General features: G+C 68.9%; 27 protein-coding genes. 20 read left to right on the forward strand and 7 right to left on the reverse strand.

Annotated features, from left to right (window positions below):
- Positions 1-39 precede the first annotated feature (39 nt).
- The gene (locus tag GXY47_05710) at positions 40-2,004 is read right to left on the reverse strand and encodes a PAS domain S-box protein (GenBank protein NLV30635.1); all 1,965 of its coding nucleotides are present in this window, start codon (positions 2,002-2,004) and stop codon (positions 40-42) included.
- A 181-nt stretch (positions 2,005-2,185) separates the two neighbouring features.
- On the opposite strand from GXY47_05710, the gene GXY47_05715 reads away from it, so the two are divergent.
- The 9 genes from GXY47_05715 to GXY47_05755 all read left to right on the forward strand — a co-directional run bounded on the left by GXY47_05715 (position 2,186) and on the right by GXY47_05755 (position 9,281).
- Complete coding sequence (locus GXY47_05715) at positions 2,186-3,058, forward strand: radical SAM protein (GenBank protein NLV30636.1); 873 nt, start codon at positions 2,186-2,188, stop codon at positions 3,056-3,058.
- A gap of 66 nt (positions 3,059-3,124) precedes the next feature.
- A complete protein-coding gene (locus GXY47_05720) occupies positions 3,125-3,529 on the forward strand; it encodes a cytochrome c maturation protein CcmE (GenBank protein NLV30637.1) in 405 nt (134 codons plus the stop codon).
- A gap of 13 nt (positions 3,530-3,542) precedes the next feature.
- Positions 3,543-5,528: a heme lyase CcmF/NrfE family subunit gene (locus tag GXY47_05725; GenBank protein NLV30638.1), complete on the forward strand. Its 1,986-nt coding sequence runs from the start codon at positions 3,543-3,545 to the stop codon at positions 5,526-5,528.
- Positions 5,529-5,566: 38 nt separating this feature from the next.
- Positions 5,567-5,971 (forward strand): zinc ribbon domain-containing protein, encoded by a 405-nt coding sequence (locus GXY47_05730; protein NLV30639.1) that lies wholly within the window; start codon positions 5,567-5,569, stop codon positions 5,969-5,971.
- Positions 5,972-5,975: 4 nt separating this feature from the next.
- The gene (locus tag GXY47_05735) at positions 5,976-7,043 is read left to right on the forward strand and encodes a hypothetical protein (protein ID NLV30640.1); all 1,068 of its coding nucleotides are present in this window, start codon (positions 5,976-5,978) and stop codon (positions 7,041-7,043) included.
- A complete protein-coding gene (gene ccmA, locus GXY47_05740) occupies positions 7,040-7,774 on the forward strand; it encodes a heme ABC exporter ATP-binding protein CcmA (GenBank protein ID NLV30641.1) in 735 nt (244 codons plus the stop codon). Before GXY47_05735 ends, ccmA begins: the two co-directional genes overlap by 4 nt.
- Complete coding sequence (locus GXY47_05745) at positions 7,771-8,439, forward strand: ABC transporter permease (GenBank protein NLV30642.1); 669 nt, start codon at positions 7,771-7,773, stop codon at positions 8,437-8,439. Before ccmA ends, GXY47_05745 begins: the two co-directional genes overlap by 4 nt.
- Position 8,440: 1 nt before the next feature.
- Complete coding sequence (ccsA, locus tag GXY47_05750) at positions 8,441-9,121, forward strand: cytochrome c biogenesis protein CcsA (GenBank protein NLV30643.1); 681 nt, start codon at positions 8,441-8,443, stop codon at positions 9,119-9,121.
- A gap of 19 nt (positions 9,122-9,140) precedes the next feature.
- Complete coding sequence (locus GXY47_05755; protein ID NLV30644.1) at positions 9,141-9,281, forward strand: CcmD family protein; 141 nt, start codon at positions 9,141-9,143, stop codon at positions 9,279-9,281.
- On the opposite strand, the gene GXY47_05760 is transcribed toward GXY47_05755, so the two are convergent.
- Entirely contained in the window at positions 9,278-11,476 is a 2,199-nt protein-coding gene (locus tag GXY47_05760) for a hypothetical protein (GenBank protein ID NLV30645.1), read from the reverse strand. The two genes, GXY47_05755 and GXY47_05760, sit on opposite strands and share 4 nt — an antisense overlap.
- A gap of 123 nt (positions 11,477-11,599) precedes the next feature.
- Between GXY47_05760 and GXY47_05765 the strand changes: the two genes are divergently transcribed.
- From GXY47_05765 to GXY47_05780, 4 genes are read left to right on the forward strand one after another with little or no spacing between them, the layout of a single operon-like run.
- The gene (locus GXY47_05765; protein ID NLV30646.1) at positions 11,600-13,003 is read left to right on the forward strand and encodes a M24 family metallopeptidase; all 1,404 of its coding nucleotides are present in this window, start codon (positions 11,600-11,602) and stop codon (positions 13,001-13,003) included.
- Positions 13,000-13,581: a TIGR00730 family Rossman fold protein gene (locus GXY47_05770; protein ID NLV30647.1), complete on the forward strand. Its 582-nt coding sequence runs from the start codon at positions 13,000-13,002 to the stop codon at positions 13,579-13,581. The genes GXY47_05765 and GXY47_05770 overlap by 4 nt, the downstream gene beginning before the upstream one ends.
- A 49-nt stretch (positions 13,582-13,630) precedes the next feature.
- Complete coding sequence (locus GXY47_05775) at positions 13,631-14,878, forward strand: ATP-binding protein (GenBank protein ID NLV30648.1); 1,248 nt, start codon at positions 13,631-13,633, stop codon at positions 14,876-14,878.
- A complete protein-coding gene (locus GXY47_05780) occupies positions 14,875-15,534 on the forward strand; it encodes a hypothetical protein (protein NLV30649.1) in 660 nt (219 codons plus the stop codon). Before GXY47_05775 ends, GXY47_05780 begins: the two co-directional genes overlap by 4 nt.
- 28 nt (positions 15,535-15,562) lie before the next feature.
- On the opposite strand, the gene trpS is transcribed toward GXY47_05780, so the two are convergent.
- On the reverse strand, positions 15,563-16,534 hold the full coding sequence (gene trpS, locus GXY47_05785; protein ID NLV30650.1) for a tryptophan--tRNA ligase: 972 nt from the start codon (positions 16,532-16,534) through the stop codon (positions 15,563-15,565).
- A 219-nt stretch (positions 16,535-16,753) separates the two neighbouring features.
- Between trpS and GXY47_05790 the strand changes: the two genes are divergently transcribed.
- The 4 genes from GXY47_05790 (at position 16,754) to GXY47_05805 (ending at position 21,337) form a co-directional block, all read left to right on the forward strand.
- Positions 16,754-18,412 carry a GWxTD domain-containing protein gene (locus tag GXY47_05790; GenBank protein NLV30651.1) on the forward strand — a complete coding sequence of 553 codons (1,659 nt, stop codon included), beginning with the start codon at positions 16,754-16,756 and terminating at the stop codon, positions 18,410-18,412.
- 28 nt (positions 18,413-18,440) lie between these two features.
- Positions 18,441-19,289 (forward strand): dTDP-4-dehydrorhamnose reductase, encoded by an 849-nt coding sequence (gene rfbD / locus GXY47_05795; protein ID NLV30652.1) that lies wholly within the window; start codon positions 18,441-18,443, stop codon positions 19,287-19,289.
- 79 nt (positions 19,290-19,368) lie between these two features.
- A complete protein-coding gene (gene smpB / locus GXY47_05800; GenBank protein ID NLV30653.1) occupies positions 19,369-19,836 on the forward strand; it encodes an SsrA-binding protein SmpB in 468 nt (155 codons plus the stop codon).
- A gap of 16 nt (positions 19,837-19,852) precedes the next feature.
- Positions 19,853-21,337, forward strand: a complete 1,485-nt coding sequence (locus GXY47_05805; protein ID NLV30654.1) for a leucyl aminopeptidase — start codon at positions 19,853-19,855, stop codon at positions 21,335-21,337.
- 4 nt (positions 21,338-21,341) lie between these two features.
- Here GXY47_05805 and pdxA read toward each other — a convergent pair whose 3' ends face one another.
- Both pdxA and GXY47_05815 read right to left on the reverse strand, forming a co-directional pair.
- Positions 21,342-22,358: a 4-hydroxythreonine-4-phosphate dehydrogenase PdxA gene (gene pdxA / locus GXY47_05810; GenBank protein NLV30655.1), complete on the reverse strand. Its 1,017-nt coding sequence runs from the start codon at positions 22,356-22,358 to the stop codon at positions 21,342-21,344.
- A gap of 10 nt (positions 22,359-22,368) precedes the next feature.
- A complete protein-coding gene (locus tag GXY47_05815; protein NLV30656.1) occupies positions 22,369-22,710 on the reverse strand; it encodes a hypothetical protein in 342 nt (113 codons plus the stop codon).
- A 194-nt stretch (positions 22,711-22,904) separates the two neighbouring features.
- Here GXY47_05815 and GXY47_05820 point away from each other — a divergent pair, with 194 nt between their 5' ends.
- Positions 22,905-23,333: a tetratricopeptide repeat protein gene (locus tag GXY47_05820; GenBank protein NLV30657.1), complete on the forward strand. Its 429-nt coding sequence runs from the start codon at positions 22,905-22,907 to the stop codon at positions 23,331-23,333.
- Between the two features lie 13 nt (positions 23,334-23,346).
- Here GXY47_05820 and GXY47_05825 read toward each other — a convergent pair whose 3' ends face one another.
- Both GXY47_05825 and tmk read right to left on the reverse strand, forming a co-directional pair.
- A complete protein-coding gene (locus GXY47_05825; GenBank protein NLV30658.1) occupies positions 23,347-24,453 on the reverse strand; it encodes a DNA polymerase III subunit in 1,107 nt (368 codons plus the stop codon).
- A complete protein-coding gene (gene tmk, locus GXY47_05830; GenBank protein ID NLV30659.1) occupies positions 24,441-25,070 on the reverse strand; it encodes a dTMP kinase in 630 nt (209 codons plus the stop codon). Before tmk ends, GXY47_05825 begins: the two co-directional genes overlap by 13 nt.
- 101 nt (positions 25,071-25,171) lie before the next feature.
- Between tmk and GXY47_05835 the strand changes: the two genes are divergently transcribed.
- Both GXY47_05835 and GXY47_05840 read left to right on the forward strand, forming a co-directional pair.
- Positions 25,172-25,867 carry a YggS family pyridoxal phosphate-dependent enzyme gene (locus GXY47_05835; protein ID NLV30660.1) on the forward strand — a complete coding sequence of 232 codons (696 nt, stop codon included), beginning with the start codon at positions 25,172-25,174 and terminating at the stop codon, positions 25,865-25,867.
- Entirely contained in the window at positions 25,864-26,196 is a 333-nt protein-coding gene (locus GXY47_05840) for a YggU family protein (protein ID NLV30661.1), read from the forward strand. The genes GXY47_05835 and GXY47_05840 overlap by 4 nt, the downstream gene beginning before the upstream one ends.
- Positions 26,197-26,218 lie beyond the last annotated feature (22 nt).

Genomic DNA, 26,218 nt, shown 5'->3' on the forward strand with positions numbered 1-26,218 from the left:
GAAAGGCCAAGAAAAAAATGCGTTGGGGGGGAGCCGGCGTCAGCTGGCGACCACCACCGAGTCCCCGCCCCCCGAGCGCGCCCGGCCGACGGCCGCCTCCGCCGAGCGCAGGAGGGCCTCCACGGTCTGCCCGTGATCGGGGAAGAGGGCCATCCCGACCGACGCGGAGACCCGGTCCCCCTCCCGCGCCCCGGGATACTGCACGTCCATCCCCCGCACCAGGTCCCTCAGCGTCTCGGCCCGCCTCCGGCCGACGTCGCGGCCGCTGTGGGGAAGGAGCAGCACGAAAGCGTGCCCGCTGAAGCGGCAGGCGACGTCTCCCTTGCGGATCCTGGACTGCAGCCGCGCGGCGGTCCGGCAGAGGAGGGAGTCCCCGGCGTCGAGCCCCCAGTCTTCGGTCATTTTCTGGAACCGGTCGAGCGCGGCCATGATCACCACCAGCGTCCCCTGGGTGCGCGCCGCGCGCCGCAGCTCCAGCTCGAGCGCCTCCTCCATGAAGCTGCGGTTGAAGAGCCCGGTCAGCGGGTCGCGGATCGACTGGTTGCGCAGCGTCTCGTGCAGGCGCAGGTTCGACAGCGCCATGGCGACCCGCTCCCCCATGGCGGTCGCGAGCCGCTGCTTCGCTTCGCCGAGCGGCGTCCCGTCGGCGTGGGCCAGGTGGAGCACCCCCACCGCCTCGCTCTGGGCCATCATCGGGACGCAGAGGTAGCCGCGCGGAGGGGGGGTCTCCAGGTGCTTGCACAGGAGGCCGACGCCGGTGTCCTCCACCCAGTGCACCCTCCCCCGGCGCAGGGCCCAGCATTCGTCGGGGGTGAAGGTGGTCGCCATCCGCTCCGCGTCCCCCCACCCGGCGACCGATTCCACGATGTTGCGGAGCGGGCCCATCACGTAGAGCGCCCCCGCCTCCTCCGGAAAGATCTCCCGGGCGATCCGCACGATCACCTCGTAGACCTCCTCGGCCGTGAGGCAGGCGCGCAGGATGTCGCCCATCTCGCCGAGCAGCGTCATCTCGCGGGTGCGCTGCTCCAGGTCCCGCACCCAGGCCTCGAGCCTGCGGTTGGCCGCGGCGAGCTCCCCCTCGGCCCTCTTCCGCTCGCTGACGTCCCGGGCGATCCCCTGGATCCCGTGGGGGCGGCCTTCGCGGAAGATGAGACGGTGGCTCACCTCGAAGGTGAAGCGGGCGCCGTCCTTGGCGATGACGTCCAGTTCGGCCGTCATCGGCACCGCGTCGGCGATCTGCCGGTCGATCATCCTGCGGGCGGCCGCCCTCGATTCGGGGGCCACCAGCTGGCTGAACCGCATCCGGAGGGCCTCCTCCAGGGAGTATCCCAGCATCCGCTCCGCCGCCTTGTTCATGGAGGTGATTCTGCCGGAGAGGTCGTGGGTGTAGACCATGTCGTAGGCGTTTTCGAACAGTTCCCGGTAGCGCTCCTCGCTCGCGCGCCGCGCCTCCTCGGCCAGCGCCCGCTCGGTCACGTCGCGCACGATCGCCAGGCCCCCGATCACCTCCCCCTCCCCCGGGCCGTGGATGGGACCGTAGTACCCCTCGAACCAGACGCTCGCGCCCCCCGGGGCCGTGTAGCACTTCCCCTTCGAAACGCTCTTCCGCCCCTCGAGCGCCGCACCGATGTTCGCGTCCTCCCCCAGCTCCTCCAGGAAGGGGCAGGCCAGGAAGGCGGGGCGGCCGAGGACCTCCCCCGCGGCGAGGCCGAACATCCTCTCCATCGCGGGGTTCCAGACCGTGAAGAACCCGTCCCGGTCGAAGGCGATGATGCCGTCGACGCTGCTGTCGACGAGCCACCCGAGGAGCTGTTTCTCGCTCTCGAGCGCGCGGACCCTGGCGGGGACGGGGGGGCGCTCCGGGGCGCCGGCCGGGGCGGGGGGGGCGCTCGCGGCGCCGCTGGGGGACGGGCGCAGGATGAGGCTGTGCAGGTGCGCGATCTCCTCGCGCAGCGACTCCAGTTCCTCTGCAAGATCGCTCTTGGGCGTGTCTTTCGGTTCCATGGGATCTCACGCCCCGCTCCGGGGCCGGGTGCCGGGGAGCTCAAATGCATTTATATGAAAGGCTTATGCCCCCCCGCACCGCACTCAGGTTATCGTTGGGGGGAGGCGGAACCTTTAGACAAATCGCCTCCGGCGGGGCTCCCGTTTGTCATCCGCCCCCCGCCCGTATATATTTAATACCATGAAGTACGAAGGGATGATTTACCGGCCTCCCAGCGAGGCCGACAGCCTGATCCTGCAGGTGGCGGTGGGGTGCTCCTACAACCGCTGCACCTTCTGCCACTCCTTCCGGGGGAAGACCTTCCGCGTCAAGTCGTTCGAGGAGATCCGGGAGGACATCGACGAGGCCTCCGCCTGCGGCCCGATCCGGCGCGTTTTCCTGGCCGACGGGGACGCGCTGGTGATGACCCAGCCGGAGCTGGTGCGGGTGCTCGGCTACCTCCGGGAGAAGATCCGCGGGCTGGAGCGGGTGGGGATCTACGCCAACGCCGTCGACATCCTGAAAAAGGAGCCGGAGGAGCTCGAAGAGCTCCGCTCCCTGGGGCTCGGCATCCTCTACCTGGGGCTGGAATCGGGGAACCCGGAGGTGCTCCGGCGGATCCGCAAAAACGCCACCGCGGAGCAGATGGTCCGGGCGGGAAAGCGGGTGAAGAGCTCGGGCATCCTCCTCTCGATCACGGTGCTGCTGGGGATCGGCGGGGTCGAGCTGAGCCAGGAGCACGCGCGGGACACCGGCAGGGTCCTGTCGGAGATGGACCCCGATTTCGTCGGCGCCCTCTCCCTCATCGTCGTCCCCGGCACCCCGATCGAAGAGGACCTCCGGAGCGGCCGCCTGGTCCTCCCCTCCCCCTTCGGCCTCATCCAGGAGCTGGGGATCATGATCGCCCACACCGACGTCACCCGCTGCTTCTTCGCCTCCAACCACGCCTCCAATTACCTGCCGCTCAGGATCCGGATGCCGGAGGAAAAGGGGCGCGCCCTCGGCCTCATCCGGGAAGTGCTGGAAAGAAAGGACCCGGAGCTGCTGCGCCCCGAATTCATGCGGGCCCTGTAACTCGCGGGTCGGCCCGGGCCTGTGGTATACTCGATGGGATTGGGAACCGTTCCGGAAAGAAGCGTTATGGGCGCAGGAAAGAAATTCTGGGTGGGAGGCCTCATCATCGTCGCGGCCCTGGCGTGGCTCGGGTTCGTGGGCTTCCAGGAGAGCAAGGCCTACTACATCACGGTGGACGAGTTCAGCTCGCTGCGGGGGGAATACGAGGGGAAGCGCTTCAAGCTCGCCGGGGACGTCGTCGAGGGATCGATCGACCGGAGCCGGCCGCAGATGGAGTTCGTCATCTCGAGCCCCCGGTCGAGCATCCGCGTCCGCTACACCGGCGCGGACATCATCCCCGACACCTTCAAGGACGGGTCGAAGGCCCTGGTGGAAGGGACCGTCGCCCCCGACGGCGTCTTCGAAGCCCGGCGGATAGAGGCGAAGTGCGCTTCGAAATACGAAGCGGAGTACGACGAGAGAACCTCCTGACTTCAGGGACTTCATGGCCGATTTCGGAAATTTCTGCCTTCTCCTGGCCCTGTGCCTTTCGCTCTACGCCCTCATCGCCTCGCTGACCGGCGCCTCCCTCGCCCGGCGCCGCGTCGTCTGGAGCGGGGAGCGCGCGGCGCTCGCCGCCTCGGCGGCCGCCCTCCTCGCCTTCGGCGCCCTCCTCTACCTCATGCTGGCGGACGATTTCGCCACCTCCCACGTGGCCAACAACAGCAGCCGCTCGCTCCCCATCCTGTACAAGATCTCGGCCATCTGGGGGGGGCACGACGGCTCGATGCTCCTGTGGGTGTTCTTCACCGCCCTCCTCTCGGGCCTCGTCATCGTGCAGAACCGCCGCCGCCACCGGGACATGATGCCCTGGGTGGTCGCCGTGCTGATGGTCAACCTCGCCTTCTTCCTCGCGCTCAACCTCTTTTTGTCCAACCCCTTCGACCAGCTGGTCCGGATCTCGCCCGACGGCGCGACGGCCCCCTTCGTCCCCGCCGACGGGAGGGGGCTCAACCCGCTGCTCCAGTACTGGGCCATGGTCATCCACCCCCCGATCCTCTACGTGGGCTTCATCGGCTTCGTGGTCCCCTTCGCCTTCGCCGTCGCCGCCCTCGTCACCCGGCAGCAGGGCAACGCCTGGGTCCGGATCGTCCGGCGCTGGACGCTGGTGGTCTGGCTGTTGCTGGGGATCGGCATCATCCTCGGCGGCAAGTGGGCCTACGTCGTGCTCGGGTGGGGGGGGTACTGGGGGTGGGACCCGGTGGAGAACGCCTCCCTGATGCCGTGGCTGGTGAGCACCGCTTTCCTCCATTCCATCGTCGTGCAGGAGCGGCGCGGGATGCTGAAGGTCTGGAACGTCATCCTGGTCCTCCTCACCTACCTCCTCGGGATCTTCGGGACCTTTCTCACCCGCAGCGGGATCGTCAATTCGGTGCACGCCTTCGCCGACTCGAACCTGGGAAGGTTCTTCGTCTACTACATGGCCTTCGTGCTCGCCGGCACCCTCCTGCTCCTGGCCGACCGGCAGCCGTACCTGCGGAGCGAGCGGCGGCTCGACTCGATGATCTCGCGCGAAAGCGCCTTCCTGTTCAACAACCTCGTGCTGGTGGCCGCCTGTTTCGCCGTGTTCTGGGGCACGATGTTCCCCGCCCTGTCGGAATGGATCCGGGGGACCAAGATCTCGGTCGGCCCCCTCTTCTTCGACAGGATCAACGTCCCGATCGGTCTGCTCCTGCTCCTGCTGACCGGGATCGGGCCGCTGCTGGCCTGGCGCCGGGCCTCGCCCGCCGCCCTCGGCCGGGCGTTTTTGTGGCCCGGCGTCGCCGCCGCCCTGGCCCTGGCCGGGCTCCTCGCCGGGGGGCTCCGGAATTTTTACGTGACCGTCTGCCTCACCCTCTGCGCCTTCGTCCTGGCGACCATCGTCCAGGAGTTCGCCGAAGGCGCCCGGGTACGGATGCGGCAGCACGGGGAACGTTTCCCCGAAGCCCTCGGCCGCCTCGTCCTCCGCAACACCCGCCGCTACGGGGGGTACGTCGTCCACCTCGGCGTGGTGCTCATGTTCGTGGGGTTCGCCGGGAACGCCTTCAACCGGGAGGCCACGCTCCACCTCCAGACGGGGGAGACGGGGAGGGTGGGCGATTACGCCCTCACCCTGGCCGATTTCCACCAGGGGCGGGAGGCCCTGTACGAGTACGGGCGGGCGGTGATCGAGGTCACCCGCGACGGCCGGCCGGCCGGCACCCTGACCGCGGAAAAGCGCATCTTCGATTCCGGGGGGCAGACCACCACGACCGTGGGCCTTCGCAGCACCCCGAAGGAGGACCTGTACGTGGTCTTCACCGGCATCACGGGGGACGCCTTCGAGATCAAGGCGCACGTGAACCCCCTGGTGTTCTGGCTCTGGCTCGGGTCCGGGATCCTGGTCCTGGGGACCCTCCTGACCCTTTTGAACTCAAAGCGCGGCGGCCGCCCCGGGGAGGCCGTTCGCTGACGGGCGCCGGCCCGGGGGCCGGCTGACAGGGAGTGGCGATGCTCTGGATCGTGTGCGCGGTGGCCGTCGTGGTCGCGGGAGGGTTCGTCCTCGCCCCCCTCTTCAGGAGCGCGCCCCCGGGGGCGGACGCCGGGGGGGAAACGGAGCGCGACCGCCTGCTCGAGCGCAAGACGGCGTGCTACCGCAACCTCAAGGAGCTGGAGTTCCAGTTCGGGATGGGGCGCCTCCTCGAGGCCGATTACGAAATGCTCCGGGCGGAACACCGGGCCGAGGCGGCCCGCATCCTGGAGGAGCTGGAGCGGCTCGGGGCTCCCGGCGGCCGGCGGGCGGCCGGGCTCGGGCCGGGGGGGAAGAAAGAGCGTGACAGCGCCCGCTGCCCCGCCTGCGGCGCCGCCGTCTCCCCCGGCAAGAAATTCTGTGCGGACTGCGGAAAGCGGCTTTAAAACCATGAAAACGGTGCGCCTGATTCTGATCCTGATCCTCTCCGCGGCCGGGGCACGGGCCCAGGAGCGCGGCGTCGTCGAAGGGCGGCTGGTCAACCGGACCGACCCCTCGATCCTCCCCTCCGGCGCCCCGCTCGAGATCCTCGAGCTGGAGGGGGGGATGCGGACCATCCGGAGCGCCGTCACCGATGCCGCGGGGGGAGTGCGCATCGAGGGGCTCCCCCGGTCGGAGCGGCTGATGCTGCGCGCCTCCTGGCGGGGGGTCCCCTACCACGCCCCGCTCGCCTTCGACGCCGCGGGGGTGGCCCGGGTGGAGCTCGAAGTCTACGAGACCACCTCTTCCGACGCCGACATCCGGGTGGAAAAGGTCCAGATGGCGTTCCAGTTCTCCGGGGACCGGATCCAGGCGCTCGAAACCTGGACCCTCCATAACCGCTCCCGTCCCCCCAGGATCTACGCCGACCCGGCGGGCACCTTCCGGATCTCCAAGGCGCCGGGGATCCTCCAGCCGCCGCGGATGCGGGTGACGGCCCCCGACTCCACCATGCCGCTGGTGCAGCCGGCGCTCGAAAGCGCCGACGGGGAGAGCTACTACACCCTCTACCCCTTGCGCCCCGGCCTGACCCTCATCGAGGCGGAGCAGGCGCTCCCCTACGCCGACCGCGCCTACACGTTCGTCAAGAAGTTCCACCGCGACGTGGAAGCGTTCCATATCGGCGTCCTCCCCGCCGACATGCTCCTCGAGGGGGCGGGGATCGAGCGGGTCGAGTCGCCCGGCGGCATGGCCGTCTACTCGAGCCCCGCGGCGGGCGCGGGGACGGAGGCGGCCTGGACCTTCTCGGGCGGGACCCCGGTGCCCGCGGCGTCCGCGCCCGGGGCGTCCGCGCCCGGGGCGGAGGAGGCGGAAGAGGGGGACCGCGTGGTGGCCCGCCCTTCGGCGGTGGGGCGAAACGCCCTCGTCATCGGCCCCCTGTTGCTCCTCGCCTTCATCCTCCCGCTCTGGTACGCCTGCAACCGGCCCCCCGGCCGGGGGCGTACGGCGAAGGCGTACAGCGAAAAAGTAAAGCCATGATCGAAGTCCGGGGACTGGCCAAATACTACGGCAGGCAGAGCGCGCTGCGCGGCCTCGACCTGCGGATCGCGCGGGGGGACTTCATCGCCCTCTTCGGCAGAAACGGCGCCGGGAAGACCACCTTCCTGAGGATCCTGGCGGGGCTCGCGCGCCCCTCCGCCGGCACCTGCCGGATCGCGCCGGCGGCCGGAGGCGCCGGCGGGGAGACCCCCGCCCGGACCCGCGGCCGGATCGGATACCTCTCCCACCACACCTCCCTCTACCCCGACCTGACCGCCCTGGAAAACCTGCGCTTCTTCGCCCATCTGGCGGGGGTGCCGGCCGACGACCCCTCGCTCGCCGGGAAAATCGGCGCGGTGGGGCTCGCCGGGCGGGAGCGCGAACCGGTGCGCACCTACTCCCGGGGGATGCAGCAGCGCCTGGGCATCGCCCGGGCGCTGCTGCACGACCCCGACATTCTCCTGCTCGACGAGCCCTTCACGGGCCTCGACCAGGCCGGCGCCGATTTTCTGAAGGGCTACCTCGCCGGGGCGCGCCGCGCGGGAAAGACGTGCGTCATGGCGCTCCACGACGCCGGGCTCGGCCACCAGCTGGCGAGCCGGCTGGTGGTGATCGACCGGGGGACGGCCGCGCTCGACGTCGAGCGGGACTCCCTCCCGCTCGACGCCTTCCGCGAGCGGTACGCGGCCATCCTCGGCCCGCGCCCCCCCGCCGGCGGGGGGGCGTCATGAGAAGGCTCTGGGCCGTGTTCCGCAAGGACCTCGCGATCGAGCTGAGAACCAAGGACTCGCTCAACACGATGCTGTTCTTCGGGATCGTGGTCCTGGTCGTCTTCCACTTCGCCCTCCGTTCGGGCGAGGTCGAGGCGCGGGCGGCCGCGCCCGGGGTCCTCTGGGTCGCCTTCGCCTTCGCCGGGACGCTGGGGCTCAACCGGATGTTCGCGGCGGAGAAGGAAAACGGCTGCCTGGAGGGGCTGATGATGATGCCGGCGGACCGGGGGGTCCTCTACCTCGGGAAGATGCTGGCCGGGACCGTCTTCATGCTCGCGGCCGAAGCCGTCATCTTCGTCGCGAGCCTCGTCTTCTTCAACCTCGAAGTCTGGGGCGAACTCCCCTGGCTCGCGCTGGTGTTTTTCGTCGGGACGCTGGGGTTCACCGCCGTCGGGACGCTCCTGGCGGCCGTCGCCGTGAACACCCGGATGCGGGAGGTGCTCCTCCCCGTGATCCTCTTCCCCGTGGTCCTGCCGGTGCTGATCCACGCGGTGGAGGCGACGGCCCTCGTCCTGGGCGGGGCGGACCGGGGGGAGCTCCGGCTCCCGCTCGCCGTCCTGTCGGTTTTCACGGTCGTGTTCGGCACGATCGCCTATCTGCTCTTCGAGCACGTTCTGGAGGACTAGGATGAACGAACGGACCTCCGCCCGCCTGGACCCGGTCCTGTGGGGCATCCTGGGGATCGCGATGCTGGCCGCGCTCTACCTGGCCCTCGTCGACGCCCCCAGGGAGCGGACCATGGGGGACCTGCAGCGCATCTTCTACTTTCACGTGGCCGCCGCCGTCGCGGGGCTGACGGCCTTCGGCGTCAATTTCGCCTCCTCGATCGCTTACGTGGCCCGCCGGGAGCGGCGGTGGGACCGCCTGGCGCTCTGCGCGGCCGAGACCGGGGTCGCCTTTTTCGCCATCGTCCTCCTCACCGGCCCGATCTGGGCCAAGCCGGTCTGGATGGTCTGGTGGACCTGGTCGCCGCGGCTGACCTCGTCCCTCGTCCTCTGTCTCCTCTACGTCGCCTACCTGCTCGTGCGGCGCTACCTCGAGGACCCCGACCGGCGGGCGATGATCGCCGCCGTGTTCGGCATCGTGGCCTTCGTCGACGCCCCGCTGGTCTGGTTCTCCATCCGCTGGTGGCGCGACATCCACCCCTCGCCGATGCTCGAGAGCGGGGGGATCGACCCGGCCATGCGCCCCGCGTTCTGGGCCTGCCTGGCGGCCTTCGAGCTGCTGCTGGTCTACCTGCTGCGGCGGCGCTACGCGCTGGAATCGCTCGAGGAGGAGCTGGAACGGCTCGGGCGCCTGGCGGAATGATTTTCAGGGAGTCTGCCCCATGAACACCATGAACTATCTCTTCGCGGCCAACGCCGTCATCTGGATCGTGCTCGCCCTCTTCCTGCTCCGGCTGCACGCGCGCGAGCGGAAACTGGGGGAGGAAATCGCCCGCCTGCGCCGGCTGATCGACAGGACCTAGTCGGCGGCGACGGGCTGCGGGGCCAGCCGGAGGAGGAGGGCGCGCGCTTCTTCGCCGAGGAATTCCCAGAGCCCGAGCCGCGAGAGCGTTTCGGGGAGCGGGACCCCCTCCGGGCTCCACCCCCGCTCGCGGTAGTAGGCCGCGATCAGCCCCCGCAGCCGCTCCTTGCGGCAGGCCATGAGCCGCTCCCGCTTTTCCGCCGTCGGCAGCTCCGCGAGCCGCTCGGGCGCGAGGCCGCAGCAGGCGGCGAGCTCCCCGTCGTTGTAGGCGGCCTCCGCCTCGTAGAGGAGGTCGTCGGTCGGCCCGAGGGCGCGGTCGGGGATCCAGTCGTGGCGCGAGGTCTCCTCCCCGTAGCGGAGCACGTTCAGGACCCGCTGCAGGTTGATGTCGCGGTCGGTGCGGGCGAAGATCTCCTCCCACCCCAGCTCGGTCCCCAGCACGCCGTTGTAGTACTCGGCGTAGATCTCCTGCGTCGCCGGGTTGATGTTGACGTCCCCCTCCCCGCGCGCGTTCGATTCCGGGTTGAAGACATCGACCCAGGGGAGCTTGCACACCCCCATGTTGTCGTTCCCCAGGCGCACGCGCGGGTAGCTGACCAGCGCCCGGGCCTTGTCCTCGAAGGTGGGGAAGGCGCCCAGGAGGTCGGCCTTGATCAGCCAGGCGGCGGCGTGGTGGGCGCCGATGTCGCTCGCCGCGGCGTAGGACGCCTGCATCGAGAGGGAGCGGTGGGTCCGGTAGAAGGAGAAGGGAAGCCCCTTGGTCTGCATCGCGAACGTCTCCAGTTCCGGGAGCGCGTCCTCCCCCGTCCGGGCGCGATGGCGCGCGGCGACCCAGGCGACCAGTTCCCCGATCCCCCTCCCGGCGGCGCGCGCCATTTCGCCCGACCCGTGCGCCAGGCGGTGGATGAATTCCAGGGCGGCCGGTTCGTCCCCCCACGAGAGCGCCGGGCCCCCGCCGTCCCCCGGCTCGAGGTAGCCGCGCTGCAGCGCCTCCATCAGGAACGCCATGATGCAGGAGGTGGTGATGGTGTCGATGCCGTAGTTGTCGCAGTGCCAGTTGGCTTCCATGATGAACTCGGGGTTCCAGATGCCGAGGTTCGACCCGAAGCCGGCGGCGGTCTCGTATTCGGGCCCGTCCACCCACACCCGGCGCCCGGCGTGCGGGCCGCTCCGGAGCGTCACGCACCCCCCCTTGGTGCACTGCAGGTTGCAGCCGGGGAAGCAGCCGTCCATCCCCCGGTGGTCGAAGAGGTGCTCGGCGTAGTGCCTCCCGCAGATCTGTCCCGCCCTGGGGTCGGAGCCGAGCTGGAAGTTGCGGACCGGGAGCGACTGGTACTCCTCCCTGTTCATGAAGGTGATGAGCCCCGCGCTCCCCTTGCGCGCCATCTGGAGCGACCCGGGGTCGACCTCGCGCACCACCTTCTGCAGCCGCCCCCCCGCCCGGCGGGCGCGCTCCCAGTCGGCGGCGCCGTAGGGGTTTTCGCCGCGCGGGCTCTCGGCCACGACCACGATCGCGCCGAGGTTCTTGTCCCGCATAACGGTGCCGAGGCCCGTCCTTCCCGCCTGCTTGACCCGGAAGATCCCGCGCCCCCCCTCGCGCGGCTTGGTGACGTCCCAGTAGTGGCTGTTGATGCAGCCGTAGGCCGTGTGGGCGGCGCCGACGCCGGTGGAGAGGAAGGCGATGCGGCGCCGGTCGACCCCGGCCGCCTCGAAACGCCGGGCGATCTCCCCCTCCAGCTCGAACGCCTCCTCCCCCGGGGGCGCCTCCTCGATCCGCACCTCCCCCCGCAGGCCGTCGACGACCACCATCGCCCGCCCGGCCGATTTCCCGACCACCTCGAGGGCGTCGAACCCCGCGTACTTCAGGTAGGCCCCGAAATACCCGCCGAAGTTGGACACCCCGGGGATGCGGGTCAGGGGGGAGAGGGAGACCGCCATCGCCTTGGCCGCCCCCGGGAACTGGGGGATCCCCCCGAGCGGGCCGTTGGCCACGATCAGGGGGTTTTCGGGGTCCTCGGGCCGGGTGGCGGCCGAGACCGCCTGGTGCAGCAGGTAGAGGCCCAGGGCGCGCCCCCCCAGGAAATAGTCCCGGACCTTCGGGTCGAGCGTCCGGACCGCGGCCGAGCGCGCGGCGAGGTCCACGCGGAGGACCCTGTTGGTGTAGCCGCGCTCGATCGTCCCTCTGCTGTAGTGCATATTCCCTTCCCGGACCGCAAAACCGCCGAAGCAAAGGTATCAAAGATAAGGGGGCGGGGTTCACCCTGTCAAGAAATCCCTCCCCCCCTGCTATAATGGGACCCAGCCACAAAGGAGCCTGACGTGAAAACAGCTTCCCCGAACGCCGACTGGGCCGCGATCTTCCGCGGGCGACGCGACCGGATCCGGGCCCGGACCGGAGGCGGCCCGATCCTCTGGCTGGGGCACGCGCCCCAGCCGCGCAACTACGCCGCCAACACCTACCCCTTCCGGCAGAATTCCCATTTCCTCTACTGCACCGGGCTGGCCGAACCGGACCTCGCCCTCCTCTCGCTGCCGGAAGCGGGGCGCGACATCCTCTTCGGCGACGGGGCGAGCCTCGACGACATCGTCTGGACCGGCCCGCGCCCCTCGCTCGAGGAGCTGGCGGCCGCGGCCGGCATCGACGACGTCCGCCCGGCGGAGAGCCTCCGGGGAGTCCTCGACGAGGCGCGGCGGCAGGGGCAGCCCGTCCACTACCTCCCCCCCTACCGGCACTCCTCGGTCTACGCCCTCTCGCGCCTGCTCGACATCCCGATGGAGGAAGTGGGGGGGCGCGCCTCCTCCCTCCTGATGGAGCAGGTGGCGATCGAGCGGAGCGTCAAGGGCCCCGAGGAGGTGGCCGAGATCGAGGAGGCGCTCGGGATCACCGGCCGGATGCACCGCGCGGCGATGGCGGCGGCGCGCCCCGGGATGAAGGAAAGCGAGCTGGCGGGCCTGATCCAGGCGATTGCCCTCGCCGAAGACCGCGCCCAGGCCTACGACCCGATCGTGACGGTGCACGGGGAGGTGCTGCACAACCACTCCTACGACAATGTCCTCGCCGCGGGGGGGCTGGTGCTCAACGACTCCGGGGCGGAGTCCCCGATGGGCTACGCTTCGGACATCACCCGCACCTTCCCCGTCTCCGGGCGCTTCTCGCCGCTCCAGGCCGACCTCTACCGCGCCGTGCTCGGGACGCAGCGGGAGGCCATCGCCATGATCCGCCCCGGCGTCTCCTACCGCGAAGTCCACCTCGGCGCCTGCCGCCGCCTGGCCGAAGCGCTCCGCGGCCTGGGGCTGATGAAGGGGGACCCCGCGGCCGCGGTCGAGGCGGGGGCCCACGCGCTCTTTTTGCCGCACGGGATCGGCCACATGCTCGGGCTCGACGTGCACGACATGGAGGACCTCGGGGACGTGGTCGGGCACGGAAAGGAGAAGCGCCCGGGTCAGTTCGGGCTCAACTACCTGAGGCTCAGCCGCCCGCTCGAGGCGGGGTTCGTGCTGACGGTGGAGCCGGGGGTCTACTTCATCCCCGCCCTCATCGAGCGCTGGCGCGCCGAAGGGCTCCACCGGGAATTTCTCGACTACGACCGGATCGCCCCCCTGGCCGGCTTCGGGGGGATCCGCACCGAAGACGACGTCCTGGTCACCCCCGAAGGGGCCCGCGTCCTGGGCCCCCCGGTCCCGAAGACGGTCGAGGAGGTGGAGGAGGCGTGCGCCCGATGAAGGCGGTGTGCGTCTACTGCGGCTCGAGCGCCGGCACCGGCGCAAAATACCGGGAAGCCGCGCGCACCCTGGGCCGCACGCTGGTCCGGCAAGGCCTCGAGCTGGTCTACGGGGGGGCGCGGGTGGGACTGATGGGGGAGCTGGCCGACGCCGTGCTCGCTTCGGGAGGAAGGGTCACCGGCGTCATCCCGGAAGCCTTCGCCGCGCGGGTGGCGCACGGGGGCCTCACCGGGCTCGAGATCGTCGGCGGCATGCACGAACGCAAGCAGAGGATGTTCGACCTCTCCGACGCCTTCATCGCCCTCCCCGGCGGGTTCGGGACCCTGGAGGAGCTGACGGAACTCCTGACGTGGGGGCAGCTCGACTTTCACCGGAAACCGTGCGGCCTTCTCAATGTTTCGGGCTTCTACGACCCGCTGCTGGCCTTTCTGGATCACGCCGTGCGGGAGGGCTTCATCAAGGCGGCGCACCGCCGGATGCTTTTCGCCTCGGAGGACTCCGAAGCCCTGCTCGAGCATTTCGGTTGCTACGACGCCCCGAAGACCGATAAGTGGTATAATCGGCCGATCGATTCCTGAAGGCATGATCCGAAACAGCGGATTTTCAAGAATAACCATAGAGGGGAAAGTGATTACGCTTATTGAGGCCCTGAATTTCCGTTCCCTCAGGTACGTGCGCCAGAGCCTTGGCGGATTTCACGTCCTGATCGGACCCAATGCCAGCGGAAAGACCACTTTCCTGGATGTTCCCGCCTTCCTCGGCCGGCTCGTATCCGACGGCCTGGAATCGGCCGTCGGCGAGCGCACGGCGAATTTCCAGGATCTTGTATGGCGCCGTGAGGGGCAGAGATTCGAACTCGCCATCGAGGCGGCGATACCGGCAAAACTCCGGAAGACGGGGGGCAACGGGGATTTCGATACCATTCGCTACGAAGTCGCCGTCGGGGCCCATCCGCAAACGGAGGAGTTGTCGATACTGGCGGAAAGCGTTCTGCTCAGGAATGCCCCGGTCGCCGAACCTCCCCAGAGAGACTTTTTTCCTTTCCTGCGGACGCCCCCCAATACGATCCTGTCGCCGAAATCCTCCCGGGGCTCAAAAACCGTTATCCGGAAGGTAGCTAAAGGCAACGACAACTTTTACGACGAAACGGGGAAAGGCTGGGATCATTCCTTCAAACTTGGCCCGATGAAGAGCGCCCTGGGCAACCTCCCGGAAGACGAATCCAGATTCCCGGTTTCAAGCTGGCTCAAGGGGTTCCTGATCAACGGTCTGCAACAGATCATCCTCAACAGCCTGCTCATCCGGCGGGCCAGCCCGCCCGGACAAATCCGGGGATTCCGGCCGGATGGCTCCAACCTCCCCTGGGTGATTTCCGAGCTCGAAAAAAAGGGTTCCCCTGTCCTGGGGGAATGGATCGCCCACCTGCGGACGGCCCTGCCCGATCTCGAGGGCATCCGTACCGTCGAGAGGGCGGATGACCGGCACCGTTACATGATGTTGAGGTACCGGGACGGGCTGGAAGTCCCTTCATGGATGGCGTCCGACGGGACGCTCCGGCTGCTGGCATTGACACTGCCCGCGTATCTTCCGGAATTCAGGGGCGCCTACCTGATCGAGGAGCCGGAAAACGGCATCCATCCGCGCGCCGTGGAGACCCTGTTCCAGTCGCTCTCCTCCGTCTACGACGCCCAGATTCTGGTGGCCACCCACTCCCCCGTGATTTTGAGCATCGTCCGGCCGGAGGATGTGCTCTGCTTCGCCAAAACAGAAGAGGGGGCCACCGATATCGTGCGCGGCAGCGAGCATCCGGCCCTCGCGGAATGGCGGGGGGAGACCAACCTGGGCGTCATCTTCGCCGCCGGAGTTCTGGGATGAAGGCCGAGGCGCCCGGCAAGGACCTCATCGCCCTGGTCGCCGACAAGAATATGGAACACGCCCTGCGGGGCCTGCTGAATCGTCACGAATCTCTGGGAATCCGTCCACTAAGAGAAAAAAGGGACTACGACATATTCGTACACCCGCACAGGGATCCGGGCTGCCTGGCAAAATCCACCGAATTCCTTCGGCCCTGGCAGCGGACCTATCGCCGGGCCCTGGTGATGTTTGACCGGGAAGGCTGTGGCCGGGAAGCCCAATCGCGCCTCGAACTCGAAAGCGAGCTCGAGCAGCAGCTGGCGCGATCGGGATGGGACGAACGGGCGGCGGTGGTGATCATCGACCCGGAGCTGGAAAACTGGGTGTGGAGCAGCTCGCCTCTCGTGGATCGGGCGCTGGGCTGGACAGGACGGTCCCCCGACCTCCGCCAATGGCTCCTGGATGAAGGCTTTCTGAAATCAGCCGCGGAGGCGAAGCCCGCGCCCCCCAAACCGGCCATGGATCGAGCCCTGAGGATGGGGAAAAAACCGCATTCATCCTCGCTGTTCCAGCAGCTTGCCGAGACGGTTTCGCTTTCGGGATGCACCGACGACGCCTTCCTGAAGCTCAGGCAGATCCTGATCGGCTGGTTTCCGCTGTCGGCGTCGGAAAATTGATGACTCTCCCGGGCTGATGCCGTCCCGTTCAGCGGTTGGGGATCCCCATCGCCGCGCGCACCTCGCGAAGGAGGGGCGCGGCGACCCGGCGCGCGCGCTCCGCGCCGCGGCGCAGGACCTCGGCGATATACTCCGGCTGGCTCTCCAGTTCGCGCCGGCGCGCGCGCACCGGCTCGAACCGGCGCATGTAGAGGTCGAAGATCGCCTCCTTCACCTCGCGGTAGCCGAGACCCCCGCTCGTGAAGCGGTCGCGCCAGTACTCCCGCTCCTCCTCCGTGCAGAAGAGTTTCAGGACCGCGTAGAGCATGCTCCTGTCCGGGTCCTTCGGCTCCTTGAGGGAGGCGGAATCGGTGACGATGGAGAAGATCTGCTGGCGCACCTCCTCCTCGGGGGCGAACAGTTCGATGGTGTTGTTGTACGACTTCGACATCTTCCGGCCGTCCCGCCCCGGGACCACCGCCACGCTCTCCGGGATGTAGGCCTCGGGGACGGTGAGCAGCTCCCCGTAGAGGTGGTTGAAACTCCCGGCGATGTCGCGCGTCACCTCGATGTGCTGCTTCTGGTCCTGGCCGACGGGGACGCGGTTGGCGCGCACGATGAGGATGTCGGCCGCCTGCAGGACCGGGTAGGCGAACAGGCCGTGGTCGGAGGAGAGCCCCTGCGCGATCTTGTCCTTGTAGGCGTGGCAGCGCTCGAGCAGCCCCATCGGGGTCACCGTGGTCAGCAGCCACTGCAGTTCGCACACCTCGGGCAGGTCGCTCTGCACGTAGATGGCCGCCAGCTCCGGGTCGAGCCCCAGGGCGATGTAGTCGGCCGCGGTGCTGCGGGTCAGCCCAAGCAGCCGCCCCGGCTCGCGCACCGAGGTCAGCGCGTGGTAGTTCGCCAGGAAGTAGTAGCACTCGTGCCCTTCCCGGATGAACTGGACGAACTGCTGCACCGCCCCGAAATAATTGCCGAGATGGAGGTTTCCCGAGGGCTGGATGCCCGAGACAATGGTCAGCTTCCTGGTCGCGTCGGTCATGGTGTTCCTTGTCGTTCCCCTTTGAGTTGGTGCGCAATCGAAGATAGTGTCATTGCCCGCCCCCTTTTTCAACGAAGAGTTTGCCGGCGGGGCGGAGATTGTGGAACCCCGCGGGGGTGCGGGGCGTATCGCCCTTCGTTGACTCGCTGGTGCATAATGCCTATACTTTTCCGAGGGAATGAAGTATCCGGAGGGTAGATGATGCGTTTTTCAAGAATTTGGGCCGTTCTGGCCATCCTCAGCCTGGGATCGGGCCTCTGCCTTTCCGGCGCGGCCCAGGACAGTTCCAGGAAAAGGGAGCGGAGCCAGACCGAGCGCTACAAGGAGTGGCTCGACAAGGACGTGGTCTACATCATCTCCGAGGAGGAGAAACAGTTCTTCAAGGACCTGAAGAACGACGAGGAACGGGAGAGCTTCATCGAGCAGTTCTGGCAGCGGCGCAACCCCGACCCGCGCTCCCCTTACAACTCCTTCAAGGAAGAGCATTACCGGCGCATCGCCTACGCCAACCAGCACTACACCTCCGGCATCCCGGGCTGGCGCACCGACCGCGGGCGCGTCTACATCCTCTGGGGCCCCCCCGACCAGACCGAATCGCGCCCGACCGGCGGCATCTACTACCGGAGCCGCCTGGAAGGAGGGGGGTCCACTTCCGTCTTCCCCTTTGAAAAGTGGTGGTACCGCCACATCGACGGCGTCGGCGACGACATCGAGCTGGAGTTCGTCGACAGCTCCAACAGCGGGGAGTACCGCCTGGCGATGAGCCCGGACGAAAAGGACGCCCTGATCAACGTCCCCGGCGCCGGCCTGACCCTGGCGGAGGAAATGGGGCTGGCCGACAAGCGGGACCGCGCCTTCTTCAACCCGAGCGGCTGGTACGACCCCAACAACCCCCAGGCCGCGGGGCGCCGCACCAAGGACGGACCGTTCGACCGGATGGAGCAGTTCTTCACCGTGCAGCGCCCGCCCAAGATCAAGTTCGAGGACCTCAAGAGCGTGGTCACCACCAACGTCACCTTCAGCAGCCTGGCCTACGACCTGAAGACCGATTACATCAAGCTCTCCGAGGACAAGGTCATGGTCCCGATCACCCTGGAACTCGACAACCGGGACCTGGAATTCAAGAAGGACAAGGACTTCAACCGCGCGCACATCAACGTCTACGGCATCGTGACCGGGCTCACCAACCGCATCCACGCGGAATGGGAGGACGAGATCGCGCGCGACTTCATCGACCTCTACTTCGACGCCGGGAAGGAGAAGCGGTCGGCCTACCAGCGCATCATCGCCCTGCCGCCCGGACAGCGCTACAAGCTCGACCTGGTGCTCAAGGACGTCAACAGCAAGAAGGTGGGGGCCATGAGCGTGGGCCTGGTCGTGCCCAAGTTCGACTCCCCCGGGCTGCAGTCGAGCACCATCATCCTGGCCAACACGATCACGGCCGCGCCGATGAACGCCACGCAGCTGGACCAGTACGTCATCGGGGACATGCGGGTGGTCCCCAACGTCACCGCCGAATACGTCCCGGGGCAGAACCTGGTCCCCTACATGCAGATCTACAACATGGAGATCGACCAGACCAGCGAGAAGCCTTCGCTCGACATCAAGTTCGTCGTCAAGAAGGACGGGAAGGTGGTGGAGGAGACCGAGGACACCGCCGTCAATTCCGAACAGTTCTACTACGGCCAGCGGGTGGTGCTGGTCGGCAGGATCCCCCTGAAGGGGGTCTCCCCGGGGAAATACACCCTGGAAATCCAGGTGGTGGACAAGATCTCGGGGAATTCGCTGACGACCAGGACGGACTTCAAGGTCAAGAACCCCCCGGCGCCCCCGGTCCAGGCCGCCAACCCGGACTGACCCGGGCCGTCGCCGGAAAGGGGAAGGCATGAGGGTCCTCATCGTCGGTGCGCGCGGGATGCTGGGCGGCGAGCTCCTCGAAGCGTTCGCCCCGCGCCATGACACCGCGGGGCTCGACCTGCCCGACATCGACATCACCGACGAGGCCTCGTCCCTGGAGCTCGTGCGGGCGGCCGCCCCGGACCTCGTCGTCAACGCCGCCGCCTATACCCGCGTCGACGAATGCGAAACGCATCCCGGGGCCGCATTCCGCGTCAACGGAGAGGGGGCGGGCCACCTCGCCCGGGCGGCCGCGGAGGCGGGCGCCGCGCTGGTCCACTTCAGCACCGACTACGTCTTCGACGGGGAGAAGGCGGATCCCTATGTCGAGGAGGACGTCCCGAACCCCCGGAGCGTCTACGGCCGTTCCAAGCTGCTGGGGGAGACGCTGGTCCGCGAGCGCTGCCCGGAGCACCTCCTCCTGCGCATCTCCTGGCTCTTCGGCCCCCACGGGAAAAACTTCATCCGCACCATCCTCGACGCCGCCCGGAGGGGGAAGCCGCTGCGGGTGGTGGACGACCAGACGGGAAGCCCCACCTGCGCGCGGGACGCGGCGGCGCGGACGGTCGAGATGGCCGAGGCCGGCTGCCGGGGGGTGTACCACCTCACCAACCGCGGCTCCTGCAGCTGGTACGAGCTGGCCCGCCGCTCGGTCGAGTGGGCCGGGCTGACCGGGGTGAGCCTCACCCCGGTCCCCGCCTCGGAATTCCCCAGCCTCGCGCCGCGCCCCGCCCGCTCCACCCTGGCCAACGCCCGCCTGCTGCGCGAGGGCTTCCCGCCGCTGCGCCCCTGGCAGGAAGCGGCGCGCGAATATGTCGAAAATCACCTGAAAAAATAGAACCTACCCCCTCTTATAGTATACTTTCCCCTCGGGGAGACAGATTTCCAATACATAGGGTTTTCGATTCGGCGGGGCCATGGCGGAGAAGCAGGCGGGGGAAAAGGTCGTCGCGACCAACAAGAAGGCGTTTCACGAGTATTTCATCCTGGACAGGCTGGAGGCCGGCATCAGCCTCCTGGGGACCGAGGTCAAGGCCATCCGCGAAGGGCGGCTGAACCTCAAGGACAGCTACGCCCTGATCAGGAACGGCGAGGCCCTCCTCTTCAACTGCCACATCAGCCCCTATTCCCACGGCAACCGCGAAAACCACGAGCCGACGCGCCCCCGCAAGCTCCTGCTGCACCGGCAGGAGATCCGCAAGCTGATCGGGAAGACGCAGGAGAAGGGGCTGACCCTGACCCCCCTGCGCGTCTATTTCAAGCGGGGGAAGATCAAGGTCGAGCTCGGCGTCGCGCGGGGGAAGAAGCTGGTGGACAAGAGAGAATCGGAGCGGCGGAAGGAAGCGGACCGGGAAGCGGCCGCCGCCATGAAGAACCGTCGCTGACCACAGGAGGCTGCATATGGATATAGAGTATCGGCCGGGCGCTTTTTCCGACACCGCCTGCGACCTGCTGGCGTATCCCGTTTTTGAAGAGGAGGCCGGGGACTTCGCCCCGCTCGAGCCGCTGGACACAAGGGTCCGCGGCGCGGTCCGGAGGGCGCTGGAATCGGGCGAGTTCAAACCGGAACCCTGCCGGACCTGCACCCTCTTCCCCGCCGGTGGGCTGCGGGCGCGCCGCCTGCTGCTGGTGGGGGCGGGAAAGAAAGGGCGCTTCGACCCCGCCGCGCTGCGCGACGTCGCCGGCACCGCGGTGCGGGCGGCCCGGGCGGCCGCCTGCCGGACGATGGCCCTCCTCGGCCGGGGGGACCACCCGCCGGGGCTCGCGGCCCGGGTGGCGGCCGAGGGGGCGCTCTACGCCGGCTACGAGGCCGATATCTACAAGACGCGCGACCGCGAGCGGCGGGAGCTCGAGCGGTTCTACGTCCTCCTGCCCGGCGCCCCCGCGCGCGCCGCGGGCGAGGCGGCCGAAGGGATCCGGCGCGGCGTCATCACGGGGGAAGCCACCAATTTCGCCCGCACCCTGGCCAACGAACCGGCCAATATCCTGACCCCCGCGCGCCTGGCCGAGCGCGCCCGGGAGATCCCCGGCCTCGCCGTGCGGACCCTGGACCGCGAAGAGATGGAAAAGATGGGGATGCACGCGCTCCTGGCCGTCAGCCGCGGCAGCGCCGAGCCCCCGGGCCTCATCGTCCTGGAAATCCCCGGGGAGAAGGGGAAGCGGCCGGGCCGTGGTCCGCTGCACGCCCTGGTGGGCAAGGGCGTCACCTTCGACAGCGGGGGGATCTCGCTCAAGCCCGCGGACAAGATGGAGGAGATGAAGGGGGACATGGCCGGGGGCGCCGCGGTCCTCGGGGCCATGGCCGCCCTGGCCAGGCTCAAGCCCCGGGTCCCCGTCATCGGGCTGGTCCCGGCGGTCGAAAACCTTCCCGGCGGCCGGGCCACCCGGCCGGGGGACGTGGTCCGATCGTACCTGGGCAAGACGGTGGAGATCATCAACACCGACGCCGAGGGGCGCCTCATCCTGGCCGACGCGCTGGCCTACGCCCGGACCCTGGGCGCCGCCCGTCTCCTCGATGTCGCCACCCTGACCGGGGCCTGCATGGTCGCCCTCGGGCGCGTCAACGCCGGGATGATGGGGACGGACCAGAAGACGATGGACCTGCTGCTCCGGAACCGCCGCGTCACCGGGGAGGGGCTCTGGCAGCTCCCGATGGACGACGCCTACCGGAAGGCGATCCGGAGCGAGATCGCCGACGTGAAGAACATCGGCGACCGCTGGGGGGGGGCCATCACGGCGGCCAAGTTCCTCGAGGAGTTCACCGAGGACACCCCCTGGGTTCACCTCGACATCGCGGGGATGGACCTGGAGACCGACGGGCGCCCCTTCGCCTGCAAGGGGGCCACGGGGTTCGGGGTGAGGACGCTCGTCAGCTGGCTGGAATAGGCCGTCACCGGCACCGGGTGCGGGCGGCCGCGAGGCGCAGGGCCCAGCGGACGGCCGAGTTCATGCTGTCGTGGCGCGCCGTCCCCTTCCCCGCGATCTCGTAGGCCGTGCCGTGGTCGACCGAGGTGCGCACGAAGGGGAGCCCGAGCGTCACGTTGACCGTCTCCCCGAAGCCGATGAGCTTGACGGGGCCGAGCCCCTGGTCGTGGTACATGGCCAGCACCACGTCGAACTCGCCGCTGTAGGCGCGCCAGAAGAGGGTGTCGGCCGGGAGCGGGCCCTCGATGACGGCGGCGGGAAACTCGGCGCGCGCCCGCCCGATCGCGGGCAGCAGCACCCTCTCTTCCTCCGACCCCATGATCCCCCCCTCCCCGGCGTGCGGGTTGAGCCCCGCGACCGCCACCCGCCGGCAGGGGAGCCCCAGGCGCGGGAACTCGGTCAGGAGGACGCGCAGCTTCCCGTACACGATGTCGGGTGAGAGGGTGTCGACGACCGTGCGCAGCGGGGAGTGGATGGTGGCCAGGACCACCCGGAGCCGCTCGGTCAAAAAGGCCATCGCGATCTCGCGGGCCCCCGAGAGATGGGCCAGAAACTCGGTGTGCCCCGGAAAGTCGTAGCCCGCCTCCTGGAAGAACCACTTGTTCAGGGGGGCGGTGACCATGGCGTCGAGGTTCCCCCGGAGGCAGGCGGCGGCGCATTCACAGACGTTGCGCGCCGCGGCGGCCCCGCTCGCCCTCGATCCCTTCCCGGGGACGACGCCCGAGACCGGGATGTCCACGACCGCCCGCTCCGGCAGGGGGCGGCCGCCGTGCAGGGCTTCGGGGGCCACGGTCTCGTAGGGGAAGGGGAGCCCGAGCTCCCGCGCGCGCTCCGCGAGCAGGTCGCGGCCGCCGAAGAGCACCAGGCGGCATCGTCCGAACTCCTCCTCCGCGGCCGCCCGGAGCGAAACCTCCGGCCCGACCCCGGCGGGATCGCCGGTGGTGATGCCGATGCGGGGAGTAAAAGCGGCCTGTTCTGGCAAGGGGACCCGGTTACTCCTCTTCGCGGTGGTCCAGATCGACCTCGTCGGGCTCCTGGTCTTCGTTCTGCTTGTGGATGTACTTGATCACGTGCTTCATGATGAGGAGGTTCGGCCCGTCGCCGCGGTGCACCTTGATGCAGCTCTTGTCGTACCACTCGATGACGCCCCGGATCTCCTCGCCGTCGATGAGGGCGACGACCATCGGTGTCTTTGCCGCCATCTGCTTGATGTAGTAATAGTTCTCGGCGTTGGTCACCTCCGGCGGGACGCGCTTGCGAGGCACGGAACCGTAACGCGGCATCTGGTCCTTGATCTCGGACAAACTGGGACGAATGAGCTTCCTGTTTACCATAGGATCCTCCGGTGGAGGTTGCTAGAGAGCGATTGGCGATATTCCGCGAGCCGCCGTAAGCTGCCTGTCCGTGCGGTCGATCAGTCGGATTAAGCGGCATTGTAATCTCTCACTGTCCCTTTGACAAGAGAAAATTAATCCGCTAAATTTAATGTCCAGTGAGTTTAGAAATGCCTTATTCCCCGGGGTGCCGCATGATGAAACCCCTGCTGGTCCTGTCGCTGCTGCTGGCGCCCGCCCTCCCGCGGCCGGACGCGGCCGGGGCGCAGGACTCCGGCCGGCCCCGACTGATCCGGGACACCGCCGTGGCCGAAGGGGAGGAGGAGAGGGCCGCGGAGGAGCCGCTGCCGGAGCCCGACCCCGCCCGGGCGGAGGAAAGCGTCGATATCGGCGACTACTATTTCAAGCGGAAGAACTATCCGGCCGCCATCGAGCGATACCTCGAGGCGCTCCGGTACCAGCCCGACTTCATCCCGGCCTGGGAAGCCCTGTCGAAGGCCTACGAGAAAAGCGGGCAGCGCTCCAGGGCGATCGACGCCCTGAAGTCGCTGATCGAAAAGAACCCCGACTCCCCCGGGGTCCCGGAATACCGCCGGAAGCTGGAGCGGCTGGAAAAGCCGTAGACCCCGGCCGGAATCAGCGCCGGGTGATTTCGATGAAGAGGGCCTCGAGCGCGATCTGGCGGTTCACGTTGCTCCTGAGGTTCAGCTTGAGCCTCCGCACCCCCTCGATGGCGCGCACCACGGTCTGGTGCCGCGCCGACCGGGCGAGCGGGCCGATCCGGTCGAGCAGGTCCCGCTGCCCCACCCGCCCCGGGTCGATCCCCGCGTAGTAGACATCCTCGAGCAGGGCCGAAACCGAATCGATGTAGACCGGGAAGGACTGCTTGTCCCGGGCCGCCTGGGCCGCCGCGGCGCTGGCTTCGCGGAAGGACCCCTTCCGCAGCAGGAGGGATACGAAGGCGAACGCCTGCTCCCGGATCCCGCCGTAGGCGGCGGTGTCGACCTCGAGGGCGGCCCCGAGGCTCCCCCCGCCGAGGAGGGCCGCCAGGCGCGCCTGGGCCGCCGGACGGCCCTCCGCCTCGACCAGGTGCCGTTCGATCCTCTCCGGAGGGATCTCCCCGAAATGGAGCAGGCGGCAGCGCGAGCGGATGGTGTCGAGCAGCGCGTAGGGGTTGGAGGTCACGAGAAGGATCACCGTGCGGCTCGGGGGCTCCTCCAGGGTCTTGAGCAGGCAGTTCTGGGCCTCGACCGTCATCTGGTCGGCCGGGTCGAGGATCACGGCGCGGTAGCGCGCCTCGATCGGCTGAAAGGCGATTTCCCCGATGAGGCCCCGGACCCGCTTGATGCCGATCGCCGTCTTCCCCTCGTCCGGCCCGACCAGGTGCAGATCGGGATGGCGCATCTCCCTGATCCTGCAGCTCGGGCAGCTGCCGCAGGGACGGTCCCCCCTTTTTTCGCATTCCAGCCGCCGCGCCAGGAGGGCGGCGCCGATCCTCACGCAGGGGGAGCAGCGGCCGCAGGCGTCGTCCCCTTCCGGGGAGAGGCAGTTGAGGCGGCGGGCGGCCATGAGGGCCAGGGTGCATTTGCCGACCCCGGGCGGGCCGGCGAAGATCATGGCGTGCGGCAACCGGTCGCGGCCGATCGCGCGCCGCAGGATTTCGACCGCCCGCGCGTTGCCGATGAAGGAGTCGAAGCCGGGGGCCGTCTTCGGGGGAAGGGTGCGCGCGCTCACGGCAGCCACCGGTCGAGAAGCTCCCGGACCCGGGCGAAGACCTCGTCCGGACTCCCGCCGGCGTCCACGACCTCGATCCGGCCGGGAAAGCGCCGGGCCAGCTCGAGGTAGCCCTGGCGGATCTTCCGGTGGAAGGAAAGATCCTCCTCCTCGAACCGCCCCTCGGCCGCCGCGGCCGGGTCGGAGCCGTTGCGCGCCCGCGCCCGGCCGAGCCCCGTTTCCACGTCGAGGTCGAAGAGGACGGTCCGGTCCGGCTCGATGATGCCCAGGAGCCGGGCCACCCGCTCGATGTCGTCCATGGGAATCCCGCGCGCGGCCCCCTGGTAGACGCGCGTGGCGTCCTGGTACCGGTCGCACAGCACCACCTGGCCGCGCCCGAGGGCGGGCTCGATCTCTTCGCGCAGATGCTGGTGCCGGTCGGCGAGGTAGAGGAGGAGTTCCGACCACGGCTCCCGCCGGCCGCCATCGGGACTGAGCAAAACCCGGCGCAGCGCGCGCCCGAACTCGGTCCCCCCGGGCTCCCGCGTCAGCAGGCAGGGGACGCCGCGGCGGACGAGGTGCCCGTGCGCCCGCCCGATCTGCAGGCTCTTGCCGGAACCTTCTATCCCTTCAAAGGTGATGAACATCGGAATCCTTGCCAGGGGGGCCGAAGCCTTCTAGAATGCATCAGGGTAACAAAGCCCGGTCCTCAACTCAAACCGAATTCTCAGCCGAGGCGCGGAGGCCCATGAACCCGATTGCGCGGAACCTTCAATCGATCCGGGAGGAGATCGGCAGGGCGGCCCGGGAGTGCGGGCGCGCGCCCGGGGACGTCCTCCTCCTGGCGGTGAGCAAGACCTTCCCCCCGGAAACGATCGCGGAAGCGGTCCGGGCGGGGCAGACGCGATTCGGGGAAAACCGCGTCCAGGAGGCCGAGGGGAAGATCCCCCTGTTCGGCCCCGATCCGAAGCTCGAATGGCACCTGATCGGCCACCTGCAGTCGAACAAGGCGCGCCGGGCGGCGGAGCTGTTCGACGTCATCCACTCGGTGGACGGCCTGAAGCTGGCCGCGCGCCTCGACCAGGCCGCGGGGGAGGCCGGCCGGACCCTTTCGGTCCTGCTGCAGGCGGACCTCGCCGGGGAGGAGACCAAATTCGGCGCGACCCCCGAGGAGATCCGCGCGCTCCTGGAAGCGGCCGCCGGCTGGCCCAACCTCCGCGTCGACGGGCTGATGACGATCCCCCCCTTCTTCGACGACCCCGCCCGCTCGCGCCCCTATTTCGAGCGGCTGCGCCGGTTGCTGGAGGAGCTCGAATCGGAGCGGCCCGGGTGCCTGGGGCGGCGGCATCTTTCGATGGGGATGAGCCACGATTTCGCGGAGGCGATCCGGGAGGGGGCCACCATCGTCCGCGTCGGCACCGCCATCTTCGGGTCGCGCGCATGACGGGGGAGCTCGACATCCGGGAAACCGCGGAGGGGGTGGAGGTGCGCCTCCACGTCCAGCCGCGGGCGAAGCGGACGGAAATCGCCGGGACCCACAACCGCGCCCTGAAGCTGAAGGTGGCCGCCCCGCCGGTCGACGACGCCGCCAACCACGCCGTCATCCGGTTCCTGGCCTCCGTCCTGGGGGTCGCCCGGTCCTCCATCGCCATCGCGGCGGGAACGAAATCGAGGGACAAGACGGTCCGGGTCCGCGGCCTGTCGCCCGCGCAGGTCCTGGCCCGCCTCGAACCCCGCCAGGTCCCGCCCGCTGTGCAAAAACTGTGGAAATGATGTGGAAAGGGCTGAGGACGTC

The organism is Acidobacteriota bacterium (genome assembly GCA_012729555.1).
Taxonomy (GTDB): domain Bacteria; phylum Acidobacteriota; class UBA6911; order UBA6911; family UBA6911; genus UBA6911.

Excerpts from the sequence above, each read along its gene's own strand:
- GXY47_05710 (NLV30635.1), bottom strand. The coding sequence starts at position 2,004 with ATGGAACCGAAAGACACGCCCAAGAGCGATCTTGCAGAGGAACTGGAG.
- GXY47_05715 (NLV30636.1), top strand. The coding sequence starts at position 2,186 with ATGAAGTACGAAGGGATGATTTACCGGCCTCCCAGCGAGGCCGACAGC.
- GXY47_05720 (NLV30637.1), top strand. The coding sequence starts at position 3,125 with ATGGGCGCAGGAAAGAAATTCTGGGTGGGAGGCCTCATCATCGTCGCG.
- GXY47_05725 (NLV30638.1), top strand. The coding sequence starts at position 3,543 with ATGGCCGATTTCGGAAATTTCTGCCTTCTCCTGGCCCTGTGCCTTTCG.
- GXY47_05730 (NLV30639.1), top strand. The coding sequence starts at position 5,567 with ATGCTCTGGATCGTGTGCGCGGTGGCCGTCGTGGTCGCGGGAGGGTTC.
- GXY47_05735 (NLV30640.1), top strand. The coding sequence starts at position 5,976 with ATGAAAACGGTGCGCCTGATTCTGATCCTGATCCTCTCCGCGGCCGGG.
- ccmA (NLV30641.1), top strand. The coding sequence starts at position 7,040 with ATGATCGAAGTCCGGGGACTGGCCAAATACTACGGCAGGCAGAGCGCG.
- GXY47_05745 (NLV30642.1), top strand. The coding sequence starts at position 7,771 with ATGAGAAGGCTCTGGGCCGTGTTCCGCAAGGACCTCGCGATCGAGCTG.
- ccsA (NLV30643.1), top strand. The coding sequence starts at position 8,441 with ATGAACGAACGGACCTCCGCCCGCCTGGACCCGGTCCTGTGGGGCATC.
- GXY47_05755 (NLV30644.1), top strand. The coding sequence starts at position 9,141 with ATGAACACCATGAACTATCTCTTCGCGGCCAACGCCGTCATCTGGATC.
- GXY47_05760 (NLV30645.1), bottom strand. The coding sequence starts at position 11,476 with ATGCACTACAGCAGAGGGACGATCGAGCGCGGCTACACCAACAGGGTC.
- GXY47_05770 (NLV30647.1), top strand. The coding sequence starts at position 13,000 with ATGAAGGCGGTGTGCGTCTACTGCGGCTCGAGCGCCGGCACCGGCGCA.
- GXY47_05780 (NLV30649.1), top strand. The coding sequence starts at position 14,875 with ATGAAGGCCGAGGCGCCCGGCAAGGACCTCATCGCCCTGGTCGCCGAC.
- GXY47_05790 (NLV30651.1), top strand. The coding sequence starts at position 16,754 with ATGATGCGTTTTTCAAGAATTTGGGCCGTTCTGGCCATCCTCAGCCTG.
- rfbD (NLV30652.1), top strand. The coding sequence starts at position 18,441 with ATGAGGGTCCTCATCGTCGGTGCGCGCGGGATGCTGGGCGGCGAGCTC.
- smpB (NLV30653.1), top strand. The coding sequence starts at position 19,369 with ATGGCGGAGAAGCAGGCGGGGGAAAAGGTCGTCGCGACCAACAAGAAG.
- GXY47_05805 (NLV30654.1), top strand. The coding sequence starts at position 19,853 with ATGGATATAGAGTATCGGCCGGGCGCTTTTTCCGACACCGCCTGCGAC.
- GXY47_05815 (NLV30656.1), bottom strand. The coding sequence starts at position 22,710 with ATGGTAAACAGGAAGCTCATTCGTCCCAGTTTGTCCGAGATCAAGGAC.
- GXY47_05820 (NLV30657.1), top strand. The coding sequence starts at position 22,905 with ATGATGAAACCCCTGCTGGTCCTGTCGCTGCTGCTGGCGCCCGCCCTC.
- tmk (NLV30659.1), bottom strand. The coding sequence starts at position 25,070 with ATGTTCATCACCTTTGAAGGGATAGAAGGTTCCGGCAAGAGCCTGCAG.
- GXY47_05835 (NLV30660.1), top strand. The coding sequence starts at position 25,172 with ATGAACCCGATTGCGCGGAACCTTCAATCGATCCGGGAGGAGATCGGC.
- GXY47_05840 (NLV30661.1), top strand. The coding sequence starts at position 25,864 with ATGACGGGGGAGCTCGACATCCGGGAAACCGCGGAGGGGGTGGAGGTG.